This is a genomic window from Bradyrhizobium sp. 141 (assembly GCF_023074055.1).
Taxonomy (GTDB): Bacteria; Pseudomonadota; Alphaproteobacteria; order Rhizobiales; family Xanthobacteraceae; genus Bradyrhizobium.
Genome location: NZ_JADPKR010000082.1, coordinates 285,715 through 301,448, shown reverse-complemented (window position 1 = coordinate 301,448; position 15,734 = coordinate 285,715). Strand labels below are relative to the sequence as shown.

At 65.1% G+C, this 15,734-nt stretch carries 18 protein-coding genes; 1 reads left to right on the top strand and 17 read right to left on the bottom strand.

Going from position 1 to position 15,734, the window contains the following annotated elements; all coding sequences use genetic code 11:
• The first annotated feature begins 128 nt into the window (after nucleotides 1-128).
• On the top strand, nucleotides 129-899 hold the full coding sequence (locus tag IVA81_RS24795) for a response regulator transcription factor (protein WP_063201546.1): 771 nt from the start codon (nucleotides 129-131) through the stop codon (nucleotides 897-899).
• Nucleotides 900-1,185: 286 nt separating this feature from the next.
• On the opposite strand, the gene IVA81_RS24790 is transcribed toward IVA81_RS24795, so the two are convergent.
• From IVA81_RS24790 to IVA81_RS24710, 17 genes are all read right to left on the bottom strand, one after another.
• Nucleotides 1,186-1,644 (bottom strand): hypothetical protein, encoded by a 459-nt coding sequence (locus IVA81_RS24790; RefSeq protein WP_246926182.1) that lies wholly within the window; start codon nucleotides 1,642-1,644, stop codon nucleotides 1,186-1,188.
• Nucleotides 1,641-2,153 carry a flagellar biosynthesis protein FlgN gene (locus tag IVA81_RS24785; RefSeq protein ID WP_247322809.1) on the bottom strand — a complete coding sequence of 171 codons (513 nt, stop codon included), beginning with the start codon at nucleotides 2,151-2,153 and terminating at the stop codon, nucleotides 1,641-1,643. The genes IVA81_RS24790 and IVA81_RS24785 overlap by 4 nt, the downstream gene beginning before the upstream one ends.
• Before the next feature lie 42 nt (nucleotides 2,154-2,195).
• Nucleotides 2,196-2,675, bottom strand: coding sequence for a rod-binding protein (locus tag IVA81_RS24780; RefSeq protein WP_247322807.1), 480 nt, complete (start codon nucleotides 2,673-2,675; stop codon nucleotides 2,196-2,198).
• Nucleotides 2,672-3,091 carry a hypothetical protein gene (locus IVA81_RS24775; RefSeq protein ID WP_247322805.1) on the bottom strand — a complete coding sequence of 140 codons (420 nt, stop codon included), beginning with the start codon at nucleotides 3,089-3,091 and terminating at the stop codon, nucleotides 2,672-2,674. The genes IVA81_RS24780 and IVA81_RS24775 overlap by 4 nt, the downstream gene beginning before the upstream one ends.
• A gap of 6 nt (nucleotides 3,092-3,097) precedes the next feature.
• Entirely contained in the window at nucleotides 3,098-3,850 is a 753-nt protein-coding gene (gene fliR / locus IVA81_RS24770) for a flagellar biosynthesis protein FliR (RefSeq protein ID WP_246926175.1), read from the bottom strand.
• A complete protein-coding gene (gene flhA, locus IVA81_RS24765) occupies nucleotides 3,847-5,928 on the bottom strand; it encodes a flagellar biosynthesis protein FlhA (protein ID WP_247322804.1) in 2,082 nt (693 codons plus the stop codon). The genes fliR and flhA overlap by 4 nt, the downstream gene beginning before the upstream one ends.
• A 77-nt stretch (nucleotides 5,929-6,005) precedes the next feature.
• A complete protein-coding gene (gene fliQ, locus IVA81_RS24760) occupies nucleotides 6,006-6,272 on the bottom strand; it encodes a flagellar biosynthesis protein FliQ (protein WP_028160754.1) in 267 nt (88 codons plus the stop codon).
• A complete protein-coding gene (gene flgD / locus IVA81_RS24755; RefSeq protein ID WP_247322803.1) occupies nucleotides 6,269-6,688 on the bottom strand; it encodes a flagellar hook assembly protein FlgD in 420 nt (139 codons plus the stop codon). The genes fliQ and flgD overlap by 4 nt, the downstream gene beginning before the upstream one ends.
• A 14-nt stretch (nucleotides 6,689-6,702) precedes the next feature.
• Nucleotides 6,703-7,113, bottom strand: a complete 411-nt coding sequence (gene flbT / locus IVA81_RS24750) for a flagellar biosynthesis repressor FlbT (protein ID WP_246929184.1) — start codon at nucleotides 7,111-7,113, stop codon at nucleotides 6,703-6,705.
• Nucleotides 7,113-7,457, bottom strand: a complete 345-nt coding sequence (gene flaF, locus IVA81_RS24745) for a flagellar biosynthesis regulator FlaF (protein WP_167767411.1) — start codon at nucleotides 7,455-7,457, stop codon at nucleotides 7,113-7,115. Before flaF ends, flbT begins: the two co-directional genes overlap by 1 nt.
• A gap of 56 nt (nucleotides 7,458-7,513) precedes the next feature.
• Entirely contained in the window at nucleotides 7,514-8,560 is a 1,047-nt protein-coding gene (locus IVA81_RS24740) for a flagellar hook-associated family protein (protein ID WP_247322801.1), read from the bottom strand.
• Between the two features lie 3 nt (nucleotides 8,561-8,563).
• Nucleotides 8,564-10,042: a flagellar hook-associated protein FlgK gene (gene flgK, locus IVA81_RS24735; protein WP_247322799.1), complete on the bottom strand. Its 1,479-nt coding sequence runs from the start codon at nucleotides 10,040-10,042 to the stop codon at nucleotides 8,564-8,566.
• A gap of 34 nt (nucleotides 10,043-10,076) precedes the next feature.
• Nucleotides 10,077-11,309: a flagellar hook protein FlgE gene (locus tag IVA81_RS24730; protein WP_247322797.1), complete on the bottom strand. Its 1,233-nt coding sequence runs from the start codon at nucleotides 11,307-11,309 to the stop codon at nucleotides 10,077-10,079.
• A gap of 90 nt (nucleotides 11,310-11,399) precedes the next feature.
• The gene (locus IVA81_RS24725; RefSeq protein WP_247322794.1) at nucleotides 11,400-11,981 is read right to left on the bottom strand and encodes a transglycosylase SLT domain-containing protein; all 582 of its coding nucleotides are present in this window, start codon (nucleotides 11,979-11,981) and stop codon (nucleotides 11,400-11,402) included.
• The gene (locus IVA81_RS24720) at nucleotides 11,932-13,266 is read right to left on the bottom strand and encodes a flagellar hook-length control protein FliK (protein WP_247322792.1); all 1,335 of its coding nucleotides are present in this window, start codon (nucleotides 13,264-13,266) and stop codon (nucleotides 11,932-11,934) included. Before IVA81_RS24720 ends, IVA81_RS24725 begins: the two co-directional genes overlap by 50 nt.
• Entirely contained in the window at nucleotides 13,263-14,435 is a 1,173-nt protein-coding gene (locus IVA81_RS24715; RefSeq protein WP_247322790.1) for a chemotaxis protein, read from the bottom strand. Before IVA81_RS24715 ends, IVA81_RS24720 begins: the two co-directional genes overlap by 4 nt.
• Nucleotides 14,432-15,733, bottom strand: coding sequence for a MotB family protein (locus IVA81_RS24710; RefSeq protein WP_247322788.1), 1,302 nt, complete (start codon nucleotides 15,731-15,733; stop codon nucleotides 14,432-14,434). The genes IVA81_RS24715 and IVA81_RS24710 overlap by 4 nt, the downstream gene beginning before the upstream one ends.
• Between the last annotated feature and the right edge of the window lies 1 nt (nucleotide 15,734).

Here is a 15,734-nt window from a genome sequence, read left to right as displayed (position 1 = left end):
TGCCCGCGAATATCGAAACCATAACAACGGTTCGCGGGAAGGAATGTCGTCAAACAGCATCGTTGCCGAGCCGGGGCATCACAATAACCAACCGGCCGCAACAGTTGCGAAACAGGGGCGAAAGACTGATGTATATTATCGTTGATGATCGCGAGAGCGTCGCGAACAGCTACGTCGGAGGGCTCGTTCGCGAAGGCGTATCGTCGATCGGATTCTCCTCCGGGGAATTCTGGGACTGGCTGCAATCCGCGAGCGAATCGGATCTGGCAGCCGTGGACGCCTTCCTCCTCGGGGATTGCGACGCCCGCGGAAGCCTGCCGCGGGCGATGCGCAAGCGTTCCTCTGCTCCGATCATCGCCGTGAGCGGCCAGAAAATGCTCAAGAACACGCTTGAGCTGTTCGAATCGGGCGTCGACGACGTCGTGCACGTGCCGATACACCTCCGCGAGATCCTCGCCCGAACGGCCGCGATCGCGCGCCGCCGGGTGGGCGAGCTGCCAAGGCCCTGCGAGACCAGGATCCAGGTCTTCTTCAACGGCCGTGACCCCGAGATCGCGGGCCACGCCCTCACCCTGCCCCGCCGCGAGCTGCGCATTCTCGAATATATGGTCAGCAATCACGGCAAGTGGATCACCAAGACGCAGATCTTCAACGCGGTCTACGGCATCTTCGAGTCCACTTTCGACGAGAGCGTGATCGAGAGCCACGTCAGCAAGCTGCGCAAGAAGCTCCGCGACCGCCTCGGCTTCGACGCGATCGTCGCCCGGCGCTACGTCGGGTACCGCCTCAACATCCCGGCCGGCGAGACCATCGACGTGCCGATGCAGGAGCTCGACGAGGTCGGCATCCTCCTCAACAGGGCGCATGCCGTCCCGGCGGCGTACCCGGCCGGAAACTGAGGCGGCGCGAGCCTGCCACGAAACCTGCAACGGCCGCCGCGAAGCACCTTCGCGGCGGCCGTTGCAGTTTTTGGCGGTAGAGGCGGCAGGCAGCCGCTCGAGCGTGCGCCTCGTCCTTCGAGACGACCGCTCTGCGGTCTCCTCAAGGATGAGGCTAAGCAGCACTGTGCCCCTTGAGGCTGCTACCACGCATTCCGTCCCTCATCCTGAGGAGCCCGCTTCAAGCGGCGTCTCGAAGGATGGCCGCAGGGAAATGCTCCCAAACGCAAGAACGCTGCGACGCGCGCTACGGCTTCGACTGGAATTCTTCCTTGGATACGTAGTTGAAGTCCTCGACCAGGACGTCCTGGACGATTTCAGCCTGCATCCGCTCGTTGACGCGCTGCTTGATGGCCGTGGTCAGGACGGAAAGGTCGTAGCGGGCGAGCTTCCTGAAGTCGAGACGGTCGTCGGCATAGATCCTGCGGAAGGCCTCGTCGACGACGAACGGCTCCGGCGGAACGTTGAGCTGGTGCATGGTCCGCGCCTCCACGGTGTAGACGAAGCGCGCGACGATATAGCCCTGCACATTGCCGTTCTCGACCATGGGCACGCTCAGGGCCCGCGTCTTCTGGTATTGCAGCCCGTCGAGATATTCGTCCTTTGCCGGCAGCAGGCTGCCGTTTTCCTTCCAATAGGCCACGGCATAGCTCGTGCCCGCGGTGAGGATGCATACCCAGAGCCCAGCCAGCACCAGTCTGATCATTTTCCGTCCTGTGCTGCGCGACCGGTATAGGTGCCGTCCGACTCGGCCTCCTTGATCGCCTTGACGATGATGCCGGCGACCTCGCGCACCGCATCGTAGTGCATTTCGAGGATCGAGCGATTGCGCTCGAGCTTCTCGCGCAGCCGCTGGATCTCCTCGGTGACCTCGACTTCGCCGCCGAGATGCATCCGCGCCCGCATCAGGCGAACGAATTCGAGCATGCTCCGGCTCTTGCGCGCGCTGAAGTCGTCGAAATCGATTTTCTGACCGGTCGCGAGCGCGACCGTCTCCTCCTCGACGATGCTCTCGAGCCGGCGGATTGCCGCCAGCAGGCCGCGCACCTCGTCTGACCTCGCCGCATCCGCGCCGTCGACCACGACTTCGCTGCCCACGATAGGCAGCAGCACAGGCAGCAGCGCATCGGCTGCTGCCGCTTCCGTCGTCATCGCCTCGATGTCAGCGACCGGCCGTTCGATCATCATGGCCGCCGCGCCTTCTTGTGCCTGCATAGGAAATTCACCCTTCAACTTCTGTCACCCGTTCGCGGACCGTCATCCGGCTTTGCCAGCAGTGTTCGGTGCCGGCGGATGCGCGGCGGCGAGCCGCTCGGCGATGCCGATGCCTTTGCCCTTTGCCAGCTGGTTGCCAAGCTGCTCCGCCAGCATCGATTTCCAGACGCCGCCGGCCGTGCCCCTGCCAAAGACCTCCTCCGATTCCTTCGGCAACATCGTCTCGACGAAGGTCTGGAGGATGAAGGCTTCGAACTTCCGGTACACCTCGCCGGATGCCGGCGCTTTGATCACCCGCACCGGCGGGCCGTTCACCGCACTCGACTGCGCGTCGGACACTTTCGTCGCGGATTGATCCGCGGCCGCCGCCTTGGCCTTGCTGGCCTCCGCATCCATCGTGGCGGCGAAGTCGGCGTCGGAAGATTTCAGCGCATCGAGCTTCGCGGTCGCTGCTCGCTGCGTCACGGGATCGGCGGCCTCGAGGACGTCGAGAACGAGGTCGGGTGTCGCTGTCACGATCATGTCTTGTTCCGGTTGGCTGGCCGCGGCGTCCACGCGCGCACGGCAGGGCTTCGTCCCGTCATCTCCTCGAGGACCCGCTTCTCCGCGTCGCGGAGCTTGTCGGCCAGCGCTGCCTTCGCGACCTGCTCGAGCTGCTTCACGCGGCGGTTCTCGCTGCGAACCTGGTCGAGCTGCTGCGCGGCCTGCGCCTGAACCTCGCGCGCGCCGACGCTCGTCCGGTTCAAGCGCCGCGCGATCGATTCGCTCGACGAGCCCGCCGGCGGCTTGCCATCGTTGAGGGCACCGACCAGCCATTCCTGCTCGTCCTGCAGGCTTCTCTCCTGCTGCCGCAACTGCGCGAGCTGCCATTCGGACAGCCGGAGCTGGAGCTTCACGAGCGAGACCATCCGGCCGAGCTTGTCCGCGCGCGAGGCCATGAGCGGTCACTCCGCCAGCCAGGACGAGACGCCGAGCATGAATTGCGTCAGCAGCTCGTCGCTGGTGAGATAGAGCAGCAGGAAGCCGCCGAACAGCACGAAGGGCACTGAGATGAAATAGACCGGAATTGCCGGCGTCAGCTTGTTGATCAGGCCGACCGCCAGGTTGACGATCACCGAATAGACGATGAAGGGGCTGGTGATCCGCAGCGTCAGCACGAACGCCTCGGACAGGCGGCCGACCAGCTGGTCGAGCGCCATGCCGCCGCCGAGCCTGCTGCCGGGATGCCAGACGTCGTAGGAGTTCATCAACCCGCGCAGGACCTGCCAATGCTGGTCGGTCATGAAGAACAGCGTGGTGACGGACACCATGATCAGCGGCACCAGCGCCGGCGCCGGATCGCTGTCGGCGACCGGCGTCCCCGGGATGTTGCTCAGGCCGATCGCGCTCGCCATCACGGTCGCCATGGTCTGGAGCGCGAGGAAGAACACCCGCCCGCCGAGCCCGATGACGCTGCCGACCAGGAGCTCCGAGCAGATCAGGAGCGCCAGCGTCAGCGGCGCCGCGTTGTCGGTGAGAGGTTTCAGCACCGCGATCAGGATCGGCGCCAGCGCAAACGTCGTGACCAGCGCGACGAACAGGCGGACCTGGGCCGGAACGTTGACGCTGGAATAGCCGGGCACCAGCATCAGGCAGGCGCCGATGCGGCAGAACACGATGAACGTCACCAGCACGCTGTCGGCAAGGCCGCTGATCACGATACCGCTCCGAGCGCCCTGATCTCGGCACTGCGCGCGACCTCGACATGCGACAGCACCGGCAATGTCGGGAACACCCGCTCCAGGATCATCCGGACATAGGGGCGCGCTTCAGGGGTCACCGCCAGCACGACGCTGGTGCCGCTCTCGGTGAACTTGCGGATCGCGGCGCTGGCTTCGGTCGCGAACTGCTCGATCAAGCGCGGATCGGCGTCGAACTCGACGACGTCGCCCTTGGCGTCGCGCTTCAGGCTCTGGTGGAACGCGAGATCCCAGCGGTTGCCGAGACGCACGACGTTGAGCACGCCATTGTCGGAGAGGTCACCGCAGATCTGCTGGGCAAGCCGCGTCCGCACGTGCTCCGCGACCTGCTCGGAGCGCCGCACATGGGGCGCGATCTCGGCAATCGCCTCGAGGATCAGATGAAGATTGCGAATAGAGACGCGCTCGGCCAGCAGGATCTTCAGGATCGCCAGCAGGCCCGAATAGGAAATCTGCGACGGGCAGAGATCCTCGACGAGGCGCTTGTACTCGGGATCGAGCCGATCAAGCAGCGCGCGCATGTCCTTGTAGGACAAGAGCTGGGCGAGGTTCGCCCGGATCACCTCGCTCATATGCGTGAGCAGCACCGACAGATTGTCGACCGGCTTGCAGCCCTGCCGCTTGACTTCGTCCGTGAAGGCTTCCGTCACCCACAACGCCTTCATGCCGAAAGCGGGTTCGATCACCTCTTCGCCCGGCACGTCGGGCTTGCCGTCCTTGTCGACCAGCACGAGCACCTCGCCGAGCCTGAGCTCGCCATGGGCGACGCGGGTGTCGTGGATCCGGATCTGGTAGCTCTTGGGATCGATCGACAGATTGTCGGTGAGCTTGATCTCGGGAACGACGAAGCCGTACTGCTTGGCGAACTTCTTGCGGATCTTGGCCACGCGGTGCGCAAGCTCGGTGCGCGAGCCCAGGAGATGGACCGAAAGATGGCCACCGAGCGCCAGCTCGATCTCGGCGGTCTTGAGCTGCTCCTTGACGGAATCCTTGGCCTCAGTCTGGGCACGCTCGTCAGCCTTGAGGGCCGCCTCCTTGCGCTCGCGGGCCGCCTGCTGCCTCGGCAGCGAATAGCCGACGAAGGCCATGACACCGCCAAGCAGCACGAAGGGCGCCAACGGCAGCCCCGGCATCAAGGCGAGCACGAACATCATCAGCGCGGCGGCCGACACCGCGCGCGGATAGCCACCGAGCTGCCGCAGCACCGCCTGCTCCGCCGACCCCCTGGTGCCGCCCTTGGAGACCAGAAGGCCCGCCGACAGCGACACGATCAGCGCCGGCATCTGCGACACCAGACCGTCGCCGACGGAGAGCTTTGTGTAGACGTCGGCGGCACGCGACAGGGTCAACCCGTGATGGGTGACGCCGATGATGATGCCGCCGAAGATGTTGATCGCGGTGATGAGCAGGCCGGCGATGGCATCGCCGCGGACGAATTTCGAGGCGCCGTCCATGGCGCCGAAGAACGCGCTTTCTTCCTCGAGCTCGCGGCGCCGGCGCTGGGCTTCCTTGTCGTCGATCAGGCCGGCGGACAGGTCCGCGTCGATCGCCATCTGCTTGCCGGGAATGGCGTCCAGGGTAAAACGGGCGCCGACTTCGGCGATACGCGTCGCACCCTTGGTGATCACGACGAAATTGACCGTGACCAGGATGGCGAAGATGATCAGGCCGATGACGAAATCGCCGCCCATGACGAACTTCGAGAAGCCGGCAACGACGTGGCCGGCGGCCTGCTCGCCCTCCCCGCCGCGCGACAGGATCAGACGGGTGGTCGCGACGTTCAGCGCCAGCCGCAGGATCGTCGCGATCAGCAGCACGGTCGGGAAAGCCGAGAAGTCGAGCGGTCGCTGGATCCACAGCGCGACCATCAGGATCAGCGCCGACAGCGCGATCGAGAAGGCGAGGCCAAGATCGATCAGGATGGGCGGGATCGGCAGAAACAGGATCGTGAGCATGGCCACGATCCCGCCGGCGAAGAAAGCGTCGGCCCCCAATCGTCGTGGGGTCGGCAGGCTAGCAGCTAACGTATCGGCCATGGGTCACCGGCAGAGGGGTCCGGTTCGCAATCTGCCGCGCAAAGCTTACGCGAGGGTGGTGGCCGGACCTGTCCGGATCAGAAGCCGTGCTCGATCCGCGAATAGACCATCTCGGTGAAGGTGGAGAGATGCGCGCCGATGAAGGAGCCGGAGACGGCAACGACTAGCAGGATGACGATGATCTTCGGAACGAAGGTCAGCGTCACCTCCTGGATCTGGGTCAGGGCCTGGATCAGCGCGATGGCGGTGCCGACCAGCATCGCGGCGCCGACCGCGGGCCCGGAGGCGACGATGATGGTCCAGATCGCCGCCTGGACGATATCGAGAGCGTCCCGTTCGTTCATGACTGGCTGATCGTGAGCCCGGGCCCGACCGCGACCTTCGTGCCGTTCTCGAGGGTCGCGATGGAGCCGTCGCTGTTGATGGCGACCGAAACGACCTTGCCGCTGAAGCTGGCACCGGTGGAGTCGGTGAAGCTGACGGTTTTCCCGATCAGGCCGTTGGCCTGCGACAACGACTGCGAGGACAGCAGCGCGTCCAGCTTCGAATTGGTCTGCATCGCCTGCTCGACCGTCGAGAGCTGGGCGAACTGGCTCATATATTGCGAGGTGTCCATCGGATTGGTCGGATCCTGGTTCTTCATCTCGGCGACGAGAAGCTGAAGAAACGTGTTGTAGTCGACGCCGTTGCTCGACGTCGTCGTGGTAGAGCCGGTCGAACTGGACTTGCCGGTCGTGTCGGTCGCGCTGGTGACGTTCATGTAGCTCTCCGCTGTCAGGCGGCCTCGAATGGGGAATGGGTCGCGGCGCCAGCCAGGATCGCCTGTTCCACCGGGAACAGGGCCCGGATCCGCTTGAGCGCCTCGAAGTAGCGGGTCGCCTCGACCAGTTCATCAACCGCGCCAAGTCCGTCCAGCATCTCGCGGCTCTCGCACACGGCACACAGGGCCGCGTGATGCTGCGCGTAGAGCGCCGCGGCATCGCGGATGTCGGTCGGGTTCATCAGCATGAGCTGGACGATGAAGTAGAGCTGCCGCAGCGCCGTGGTGGCGTCGGAGGCCTGCATGACCTGCCCTTCGAGCAGGAACATCACGTCGTTGACGAGCTCGACGGAGACCTTGCGGTCCACGCGAAGCACCGCGCCGTTGATGTAGATCCGTTCGCCCGCCCGCAAGGAGACTTTCATCAAAGAGCGTCTCGGATCAGGCGGTTGATTTCGATGAGCTGCATCACGTCGTTCGATCTCTCCTCGCGAAGGCGGTCGGCCTCCTTGACGACCCACAGGCCGATCGAGATGATGTCGGCGCGCAGCTTGTCCGGGAGCCCGTTTTCCGGGTGCGAGAGATCCTCGATGAAGATGGTCCACAGCCGCCGCACATAGAGCAGGCTCTCGACCAGATCCTCCAGGCTGAAGCGCCCCTTCTGGAGACGCTCGAGCCGGTCGATGCCAAGGCTGAGCGCCTGCCGCTCGCGGCCCCGCGCCTCAAAACCACTCTCGTCGACGACCGCTTCATAGGCTTCAAACGTCATCAGAACCACTCTGCGCAGGAGACCGAATAACAGGACAAAGGTTGCGAGCCCCGACTCTAGAGATAGTTGATGAGGCTGATCTGCTGGAGTTGCGAGGTCAGCGCGAGCGCCGTCTTGATCTGGGTCTGCAAGGTGTTGACCCGGACCGAGGCCTCGGTCGGATCGACCGCCTCCATCTTGACGATCTGGTTGTTGAGGATGTCCTTCTGGATCTTCAGCTTTTCGGATGCGCCGGTGACCCGCTGCTGGATCGAGCCGACGGTACCGCCGAGCACGGCGAGATCGTTGATCGCGCCGCTGACGAGACCGATGGCCTTGTCGACGACGACCTGAAACGTGTCCTTGCTCAGGCTGGTGTTACCGAGGTCGGTGAGCATGGTGTAGGCCTCGGCCAGCTTGCGGAAGCCGGGCTGGTTGGCGCTGACCGAGCTGTCGACCACCTCGGTCGTGGAGATGCGGCTCGACAGCGTCTGATCCGTGGCCGACGACCAGTTTGTGTTCCAGGCCGGGGTTGCAAACTCAGGGTCGAGCGTGTTGTCGAGGAAATTCTGCATCTGCGCCGGCGTGATCGTGCTCACGCCGGCCGCAGACTGCGAGAAGCCGAACGTCGCCAGGAAGTCCGCATCGACCCTGTTCTTGCTGGGCGAGCCGACCGTGTAGTTCGTGACCGGCACGGTCTGCGTATTGATGCCGCCGAACAAATACGACCCATTGTAGGAGACGTTGAGCGCGCCGATGAGGTCCTGAAGGTTGGCGGAGGCGCTCGGCAGGATGATCTTCGCGCCGCTGTCGGCGTCGCGGGCCGCGATCAGGTTCTTGAGGAATTCCGAGGCGGTCGTGCCGAGCTGCGTGATCCGGTTCTGGGTCACGTCGAGGCGTCCCGAAACCAGCTCGTTGGTGTCGACCAGCTGATCGGCGAAGTTGAAATCGGCCCGCAGCGCCACGTCGCGGCCCGTCCCCGTGCCGAGCTCGAGGCCGACATCGGCGAAACGGCCGGTGGTCGCCTCCTTCGAGGCCTTGGTCAGCGCGGCCTGGTTGTTCGTGATCGACGACCTCAACGACGACGACAGCATCAGGGTCGAGATGTAGTTGGCGCTCATCATGACTTAATTCCCCACGGCAGCCAGCAGGCTCTGCAACATCTCGTCGACGGTAGAAATGATCTTCGACGACGCCGAATAGGTGCGCTCGACCTGGAGCATCAACGACATCTCGTCGTCCATGTTGACGCCGCTGACGTTGGACAGCGCCGCGGTGCTGCGGTCGAGCAGCGTGTTCTGGTACTGGACGTTGTCGTCGGCGGTCTTGCGCTGGCTTTCGATCCAGCTCGCCGAGGACGAGGCGAACTCGATCACGCTGCCGCTCGGCTTGCCTTGAGCCGTGACGTCGAACGGCTGCGGCGCGTTCATGTTGTTGATGAGCTGCTGGAGCCGCGTCGAGAAGCCGGCGTTGCCGGTCGTGTTGTAATTGTACGCGGGAACGCCGCTGATCGCGCCGTCGCGCAGCAGGTTCGGGTTTCCGCCTGCGGCCGGATCGACCGACGCGGCAACCGCGATCGTACCGGCGAGGCCCACCGAGATCGTGGCGCTCGCGGGCATCGCCGGTGCGCCGGGATAGGTGAACAGACCGGGCCTGTCCGCCAGCGTCGGGACAGCCGACTGGTCGCGTTCCTTGAAAGCATCGATCAGGCCGCGCGCGACTTCGTCGAGCTGGCTCTGATACGTGACCGTGTCCTTGTCGCGCAGCTGGGCGAGGCCGGCGAGCTTGCCGGACTTGAGCGGCATGACGGAGTTGGCCCCGGTCACCGGCACGCCGTCGATGAAGACGGCATTGCCCGTGGTGCCGGCGGTGTAGGCGTTGGTCGGCGCAAAGCTCACTGTACGCGCCGTCTTGTCGAACAGCACGACGCCGCTGTCGGCATAGAGCGCCGCATCGCCATTGGGACGGAGCGACATGGTGACGCCGACTTCCTGCGACAGCTTCGAGACGATGCTGTCGCGCTGGTCGAGATAGTCGGTGACGTCGTCGCCTGTAATCGTGCCCTTCACGATCGCGGTGTTGACGGTCTGGAACTGGGTGAGGAGCTGGTTGATGTTGGCGACCGACGTCGCCATGTCGGCGTCCGCGCCCTCCCGGACCGACTGTACCGTCTTGGTAGCCTGGTTGAGCGTGGTCACCATGTCCTTGGCGGACGTCACGGCGGCCTGCGCCAGGGTCGCATTGTCGGTGGAGTTGGCGTATTGCTGCAGCGCCTGCTTGAGCTTGTTGAGCTGGGCGGTCGGCGACTGATCGAGCTCGGGATCGTCCACCGTCGCGGCCGCGATCTTCTGCAGACCGTCATAGATCACGCTCTGCTTGGCGGACGACGACGTCGCGGTCAGAACGTTCGAATAGAGGCCGGAACTGGCCGCGCGCTGGATCGCGGCGACATAGACGCCGGTGCCGGGGAGGTTGTCCAGCACGGCGATCTTGCGCGAATAGCCGGCGGCACTGGCACCGGCGATGTTGCGCGAGATCGTCGACGACTGGATGCCCGACGCCTTGAGCGAAGCGCGAGCGGAGTCGAGAGCGGCGGTAAGGGACATGATCTGCTCTTGCCCGGGGTGAGCGCTGAAGAATTCAGCGCTTCAGGTTGACGACGACGTCGAGCAGGTCGGCGCCTGTCTGGAACGATTTCGAGTTCGCGGTGAAGCCGCGCTGCGCCTCGATCATCCCGGTGAGTTCGTCCGCGAGATCGACGTTGGAGTCTTCCAGCGCGCCGGACTGGATCGTGCCGAGCCCGCCGGTGCCGGCATTCCCGGCCTGCGCATTGCCGGAATTCATGTTGGTCGAATAGACGTTACCCGGCTCGGGCGTCAGATTGTCGGGGCTCGCGACGTCGGCGAGCATGATCGTGTAGAGCGTCAGCTGCTGCCCGTTCTTGAGGATCGCCGTCACGTGGCCGCCCTCGTCGACATCGACCTTGTCGATGGCCGCGGGCACGCTGCCATTGACGGTCGCCTTGAAGCTGAAGTCGGCGCCGACCTGCGTCATGTTCGACAGATCCATGGTCAGCGCGGCGCCGCCCGGGACGGTCACGGTGAGACCCGTCGGGCTCGCTGCGGCCAGCGCGCCCTTTCCGGCCGCGGTGGTGTCGAAGGTGAAAGTGGTGGCAGCGGCGAGCGAGGTACCCGTCGCGGAATTATAGACTTGAACCTGCCAGGTATCCGAGCCGGCAGCCGTCGCGGTGTGAGACATATAGACGTCGAGGGTGACGGCCTGACCGATGTTGTTGTACGCGACGATCGAGCTCTTCGATGAATATGACGCTGGACCGGGGGGACCGGCAATGACAGCCGCCTTCGGATCCAGATTGCCGGTCGTCAGGGTGCCAGCAGTCGACGGCACGGGCACCTGCGAGACCTGGGCGATGTTCACGATCTGCATTCCCGCCAGGCTGTTCTGCGAGAAATTGGTCACGAGGCCGGGCTGACCCAGAAGGTAGTAGCCGGCAGCATTGACCAGATTGCCCTGGCTGTCCGGCACGAACGAGCCAGCTCGCGTCAGGAACTGCTGCGTATTGGTGGCGTTCGAGACCACGAAGAAGCCGTTACCTTGCACGGCAAGGTCCGTGGACGACGTCGTGAACTGGGTATGTCCGGGGTCGCTGATGGCGTAACGGACGGTCGTCTCGACGGCGCCGGAGTCGTAATTGCCAGAGCCGCTCTTCAGGATCAGCGAGGAGAATTCCGTCGAAGCCCGCTTGTAACCGGTGGTGTTGACGTTCGCGATGTTGTCCGAAACCGTCGACAGCTTGTTGGACTGCGCGCTCATCCCGGAAACGCCGGTGCGCATAACACCATACAGGCTCATGAAGTGGGCTCCTTTGGTAGGTTGCAGTTACAATGAGGGATCTTGCTTGCGCGGGGCTGATGGTTGGGAACCATGCACAACTTCACGTCGTCATGTCGTTTTCGACTGACAGAACGAGCGCGCCTTGTCGGTCCAGGCGCCGAAACCGCTCGAGACGAGATGAGCGACGATGTGACAGACGTAGCGCTTCTGCGCCGGCTGGTTGTTGGGGCCGGCATTGTAGCGCGCGACCGCCATGGTCCAGCTGCCCTCGCGCTGCTTCAGTTCTTTCAGGAAGCGCGCGGCATAGTCGACATTTCTGGCGGGATCGAACATCGCGCGCACCGAAGCGAACTTGTCGCCGTGATAATAGTGGTTGATCTGCATGCAACCCAGGTCGATCAACTTGATCCCCTTAGCCCGCATCGCCTCGAAATTCGCCATTGCGTCGTCGATGCCCTTGGCGAACACGGTCTGGCCGTCGGCCCCGAGCGCGAAAGGATGCAGCGCGCCGCGCCGCCCGGTCTCGGTGAGGCCGACCGCATAGAGAATACCGAGCGGGATCCCGTGCTGCTGGGCCGCGCGCGCCATCTCGCGCTCGCACGGGCGCGCGTTGTCGGTCGCCGCTGCCACGGTGCCAGTGTTACAGATAAACAGGGCCGCGACGATTCTGCTGGCCCATGTCCTGGTCATGACGCGTCTCCTGGTTGGACTCGCGCTCCTGCCGGGCCTGTCTGGCGCCACCCTCGGACTGTCCCGACGACGTGCCGGCGCCACCGAACGTTCCTTGCGATTGCGACGAGGGTTGTTGCTGGCCCGAGAGCTGCGGCTGCGACTGGCCGGAGCCGCTCTGGAATCCGTCCAGCGAGCCGTGCGCGACGGGCGCGACGTCGGCGACGTAGCCCGCCGACTGCATGAGATCGCGGATCTGGTCGCGCTGCTGGTCCAGCATCTGACTGGTGGCCTTGCGCTCGGCCGCAAGATGGACGGACACTTCAGTGCCGACGAGACGAAGGCGCACGGTGACGTTGCCGAGCGCGGGCGGCTCGAGATTGATGGTCAGGATCTTGAGCGGCTGATCCGGGGCATTGGTCTGGGACGCTGCGAGATCGGGTGCTGCGGCCGCGGCAGGGCTTGCTGAATCCTTCAGCTCGGCGACGACCGCGTTGGCGACCTGTTGCGGGGCGTTGAACTGCGCGGGCGGCAGATGGGTCTCCTGCTGGACCACGGTGACCTTGGTCGTCTCGGGCAGTGCGTCACGCCCCGAGGCCTTGGCAGCGCGCTCGACATTGCCCGTGACCGCCTCGAAGCCTGATGTCGCGGGCATTGCGTTCGATGCCTCACCGCCTTGCGCCGGGGTCGATTGCGGCGCGGCCATCGCTTCCGAAGCCGCTGCCGCCGAGCGCGCGGCGGTCGGTGTGACACCGGATGGGGCGCTATCGGCCGTCGCCGCCTTGGCCGCGCCCTGAACCTCGCGCTTTGTCGTGGAGGACCGCTCGTCGCGCGCGGTCGCGTCCTTACCGGCGGATTGCGTTTGCGGCTTCACGGCAGGCGCGGCAGCGATCTCCTGCCCGATTACGACGGCCATGCCTGACTGGTCCTGGACGTCCGCGGCGTGATCGACCGGACGTTGTTTGTCCGACGATCTGTCGGCCTTCTTGTCGGAACGCTCCTCCGTGGACTTTGCTGGCTCGGACGCCGCGATGCGTTCGTGCACCGTCGCGTCCTTCGTCCTCTCCTTCTCGGTCGAATGAGCCAGACGCGTGCGCAGCGTTCCGGCCTTCGCCGTCGTCTCGCTGCCGTCATCGTTCAGGGCCTGCCTGGCGAGGTTCGAGACGGTGTGGAGCAGATCGTTGAACGAGGAGCTTCCCTGCGATTTGGCCCCGGCGCTCTTTGCCGCACGCGATGTCCCGCGCATGTTGAGGCTCTCGGCGAGACCCGAGAAAAGCTGTCCGGAGGTTCCAGTGAGCTTGGTCATGGACGGCGGTCCCTGGTGAGGAGTTCGAGTTCGCCAAGCTGCTTCTGCGCGCGCGCGAGCGTCATGGTCGATGACGCCAGATCGAGACGCGCCGGCATTGCCGGAGGCTTGTCGGCGGCGGATCCGCCCGGGAGCGGCTTGCGAACGTCGAGCGCGAGCTGCACCGTGGCATTCAGAAGCGGGACGTCGCGCTCGGGCAGCTTCGACCGGTCGAGCGCCTTCAGCTCGGCGAGACCGCCGTCATATTCGTCGGCGAGCGCGCGCGAGACGCCGCGAAAGAAATGCGCCCGCTCGCGATCCGCGGAGGCATCGACGCTGAGCGTCAGCGCCCGCTCGCCGGCAAGCCGCGTCACGGCCAGCTGTCCACGCAGCATCGCCGCGCGCGCGATCACGAGATAGAGCTTGAGGCGGCTCGCGCGATCGATCTGCTCCAGCAGGGCAGCGATCCGCGCAAAGCGGCGCCCGTCGAGCGCCAGGCTCGATTGCGTCAGGCCCGTGGAGAAGCGCTGCCAGAAATCGCCGGCATAGATCGAGTTGCGGTAATGGCGGATATAGGCCAGCGTCAGGAACTCGAACTTGTCGAAATCCTCCGCCTGCCCCACCAGCAGGATCTCACGCCGCAGCGCCGCTTCCTCGACCAGCGTGCCCGGCAGCAGCAGGCGCGCATCGTCCAGGCGCTCGATCGCGAACGATGCCTCGACACGCGCGAACAACGCGCCCTGAACCAGCGCGACCTGTCCGCCCAGGCCCGAGGAAAGCGTTCGCGGCTTGACGTCCTTGAGCTGCTCCCTCGCTTCCTCTTGACGACCCTCGACATAGGCGAGCGCACCATTGAACAGCCGCTCGTCCACGTTCATCTTGTCGCGCGGCAGCTTGCGGACGATTTGCGGCGCGCCGCCGCTGAGCAGATAGATGACCACGGCCTGGCTGTTCTGCGGATTGCTCCACACACCCGGATCGGCGGCGAGAAACTTATCTCCGATCTGCCGGATCAGCGCGACGTGGCTGCCGTGCGCGGCGGTGTCGCCGTTGGCGATCCCGTCCTGCACCGCCTGCAGCGCGCGGACGAGTTCATAAGGCTCGCCCGGCTGGCGCGCGGGCTGGGCAAGCACGTTCGCCGCCGTGAACGGCAGGAGCAGCAGGGCGATGCGGAGCAGCAGCCTGATCAAGGGCGCTTCTCACGGATCAGGATCTCGATCCGGCGGTTCTGCGCGGCAGCGGGATCGTTCGGAAGCTTCGGCCGCCGGTCGGCGTAACCTTCGACATGCTCGATCCGCTGCGCGTCGACGCCGGAGCGAACCAGCATGTAATAGGCCATCTGGGCACGAGCGGTCGACAGCCGCCAATTGTCGTAAGTCTCCGAACGATACGGCCGATTGTCGGTATGGCCGCGGACGATGATCATGCCCTGGCGTTTCGTCAGCAGGGGCCCGATCTTGTCGATCACGCGGATGAGTTCGGGCCGCGGCTCGGCCGAGCCGACCGCGAACATGCCGAAGCTCGCATCGTCGGTCAGGCTGATCAGGAGGCCCTCCTCGACCTGACGCACCTCGGCCGCCGGCCCGGCGCCGGCCTTGATGTCCGACAGCGCGTCCGCGATCGCGGACTGAAGTTGCTTGACGGTCGGCTGATGGGTTTGCGCCGCATCGCGAGCTTCGCTCTCCTTCGTCGTATCGTTGCCGCGCGCCTGCGCGGCGGCGTTGGCTTGAACGCTGCCCTCACGTGGCGATTGCGCCGGCGCGGGCCCTGGCGGCAGCAGCGGCGACAGGCTCGCGGACGACGCATCCGTGCTCGGAGCCACGCTTCCGCCGGCATCGTCTGCCCTGGCACGACGGGCCTGCGGCTCATTCTGATTTGCGCCGGACGCGCCGTCGCGCGCGGAGGCATTCGGCTTGGACTCGCTCTCGATCATGCGATCCGCGTCCTTGGACGCTTGCGGCGCCAGCTTCCAATAGCCGGGGTCGAAGGGATCGCGGTAGGCATCGCCGCCCTTGAGGCCATCCTCTTCGGCGGATGTCAGCGCGCCGGCGCGCCGCTGGCCCGAGGATTGGTTCGCGCTGTTCGCGATCTCGGCGAGAGTCGCATAGGGATCACGGAACAGTACCTTTTCTTCAAAGGAGGCCGGCTTCTCGATCGTCGGCGAGTCACCGCGACGTTCTTCGTTCGAGCCGGCCGGCTGGCGCTTGCCATCCTGGCCTTCGAACGACGTCGGCTCCTTCTTGGAGAGATTCTTCAGGCCCTTCGGCGCGGGGGCATTTTCCGCGAGCTGGATCGGGTTGAAATAGCTCGCGACCACCTGCTTCTGGTCCTGGTTGAGCGCGTTGAGCAGCCACATGACCAGGAAGAACGCCATCATCGCGGTCATGAAGTCCGCGTAGGCGATCTTCCAGACGCCACCGTGATGCGCCTCCTCTGCGAAGGCGCTGCGCCGGCGGACGATCACGAGCTCATGTTTGACCTCTTCCATG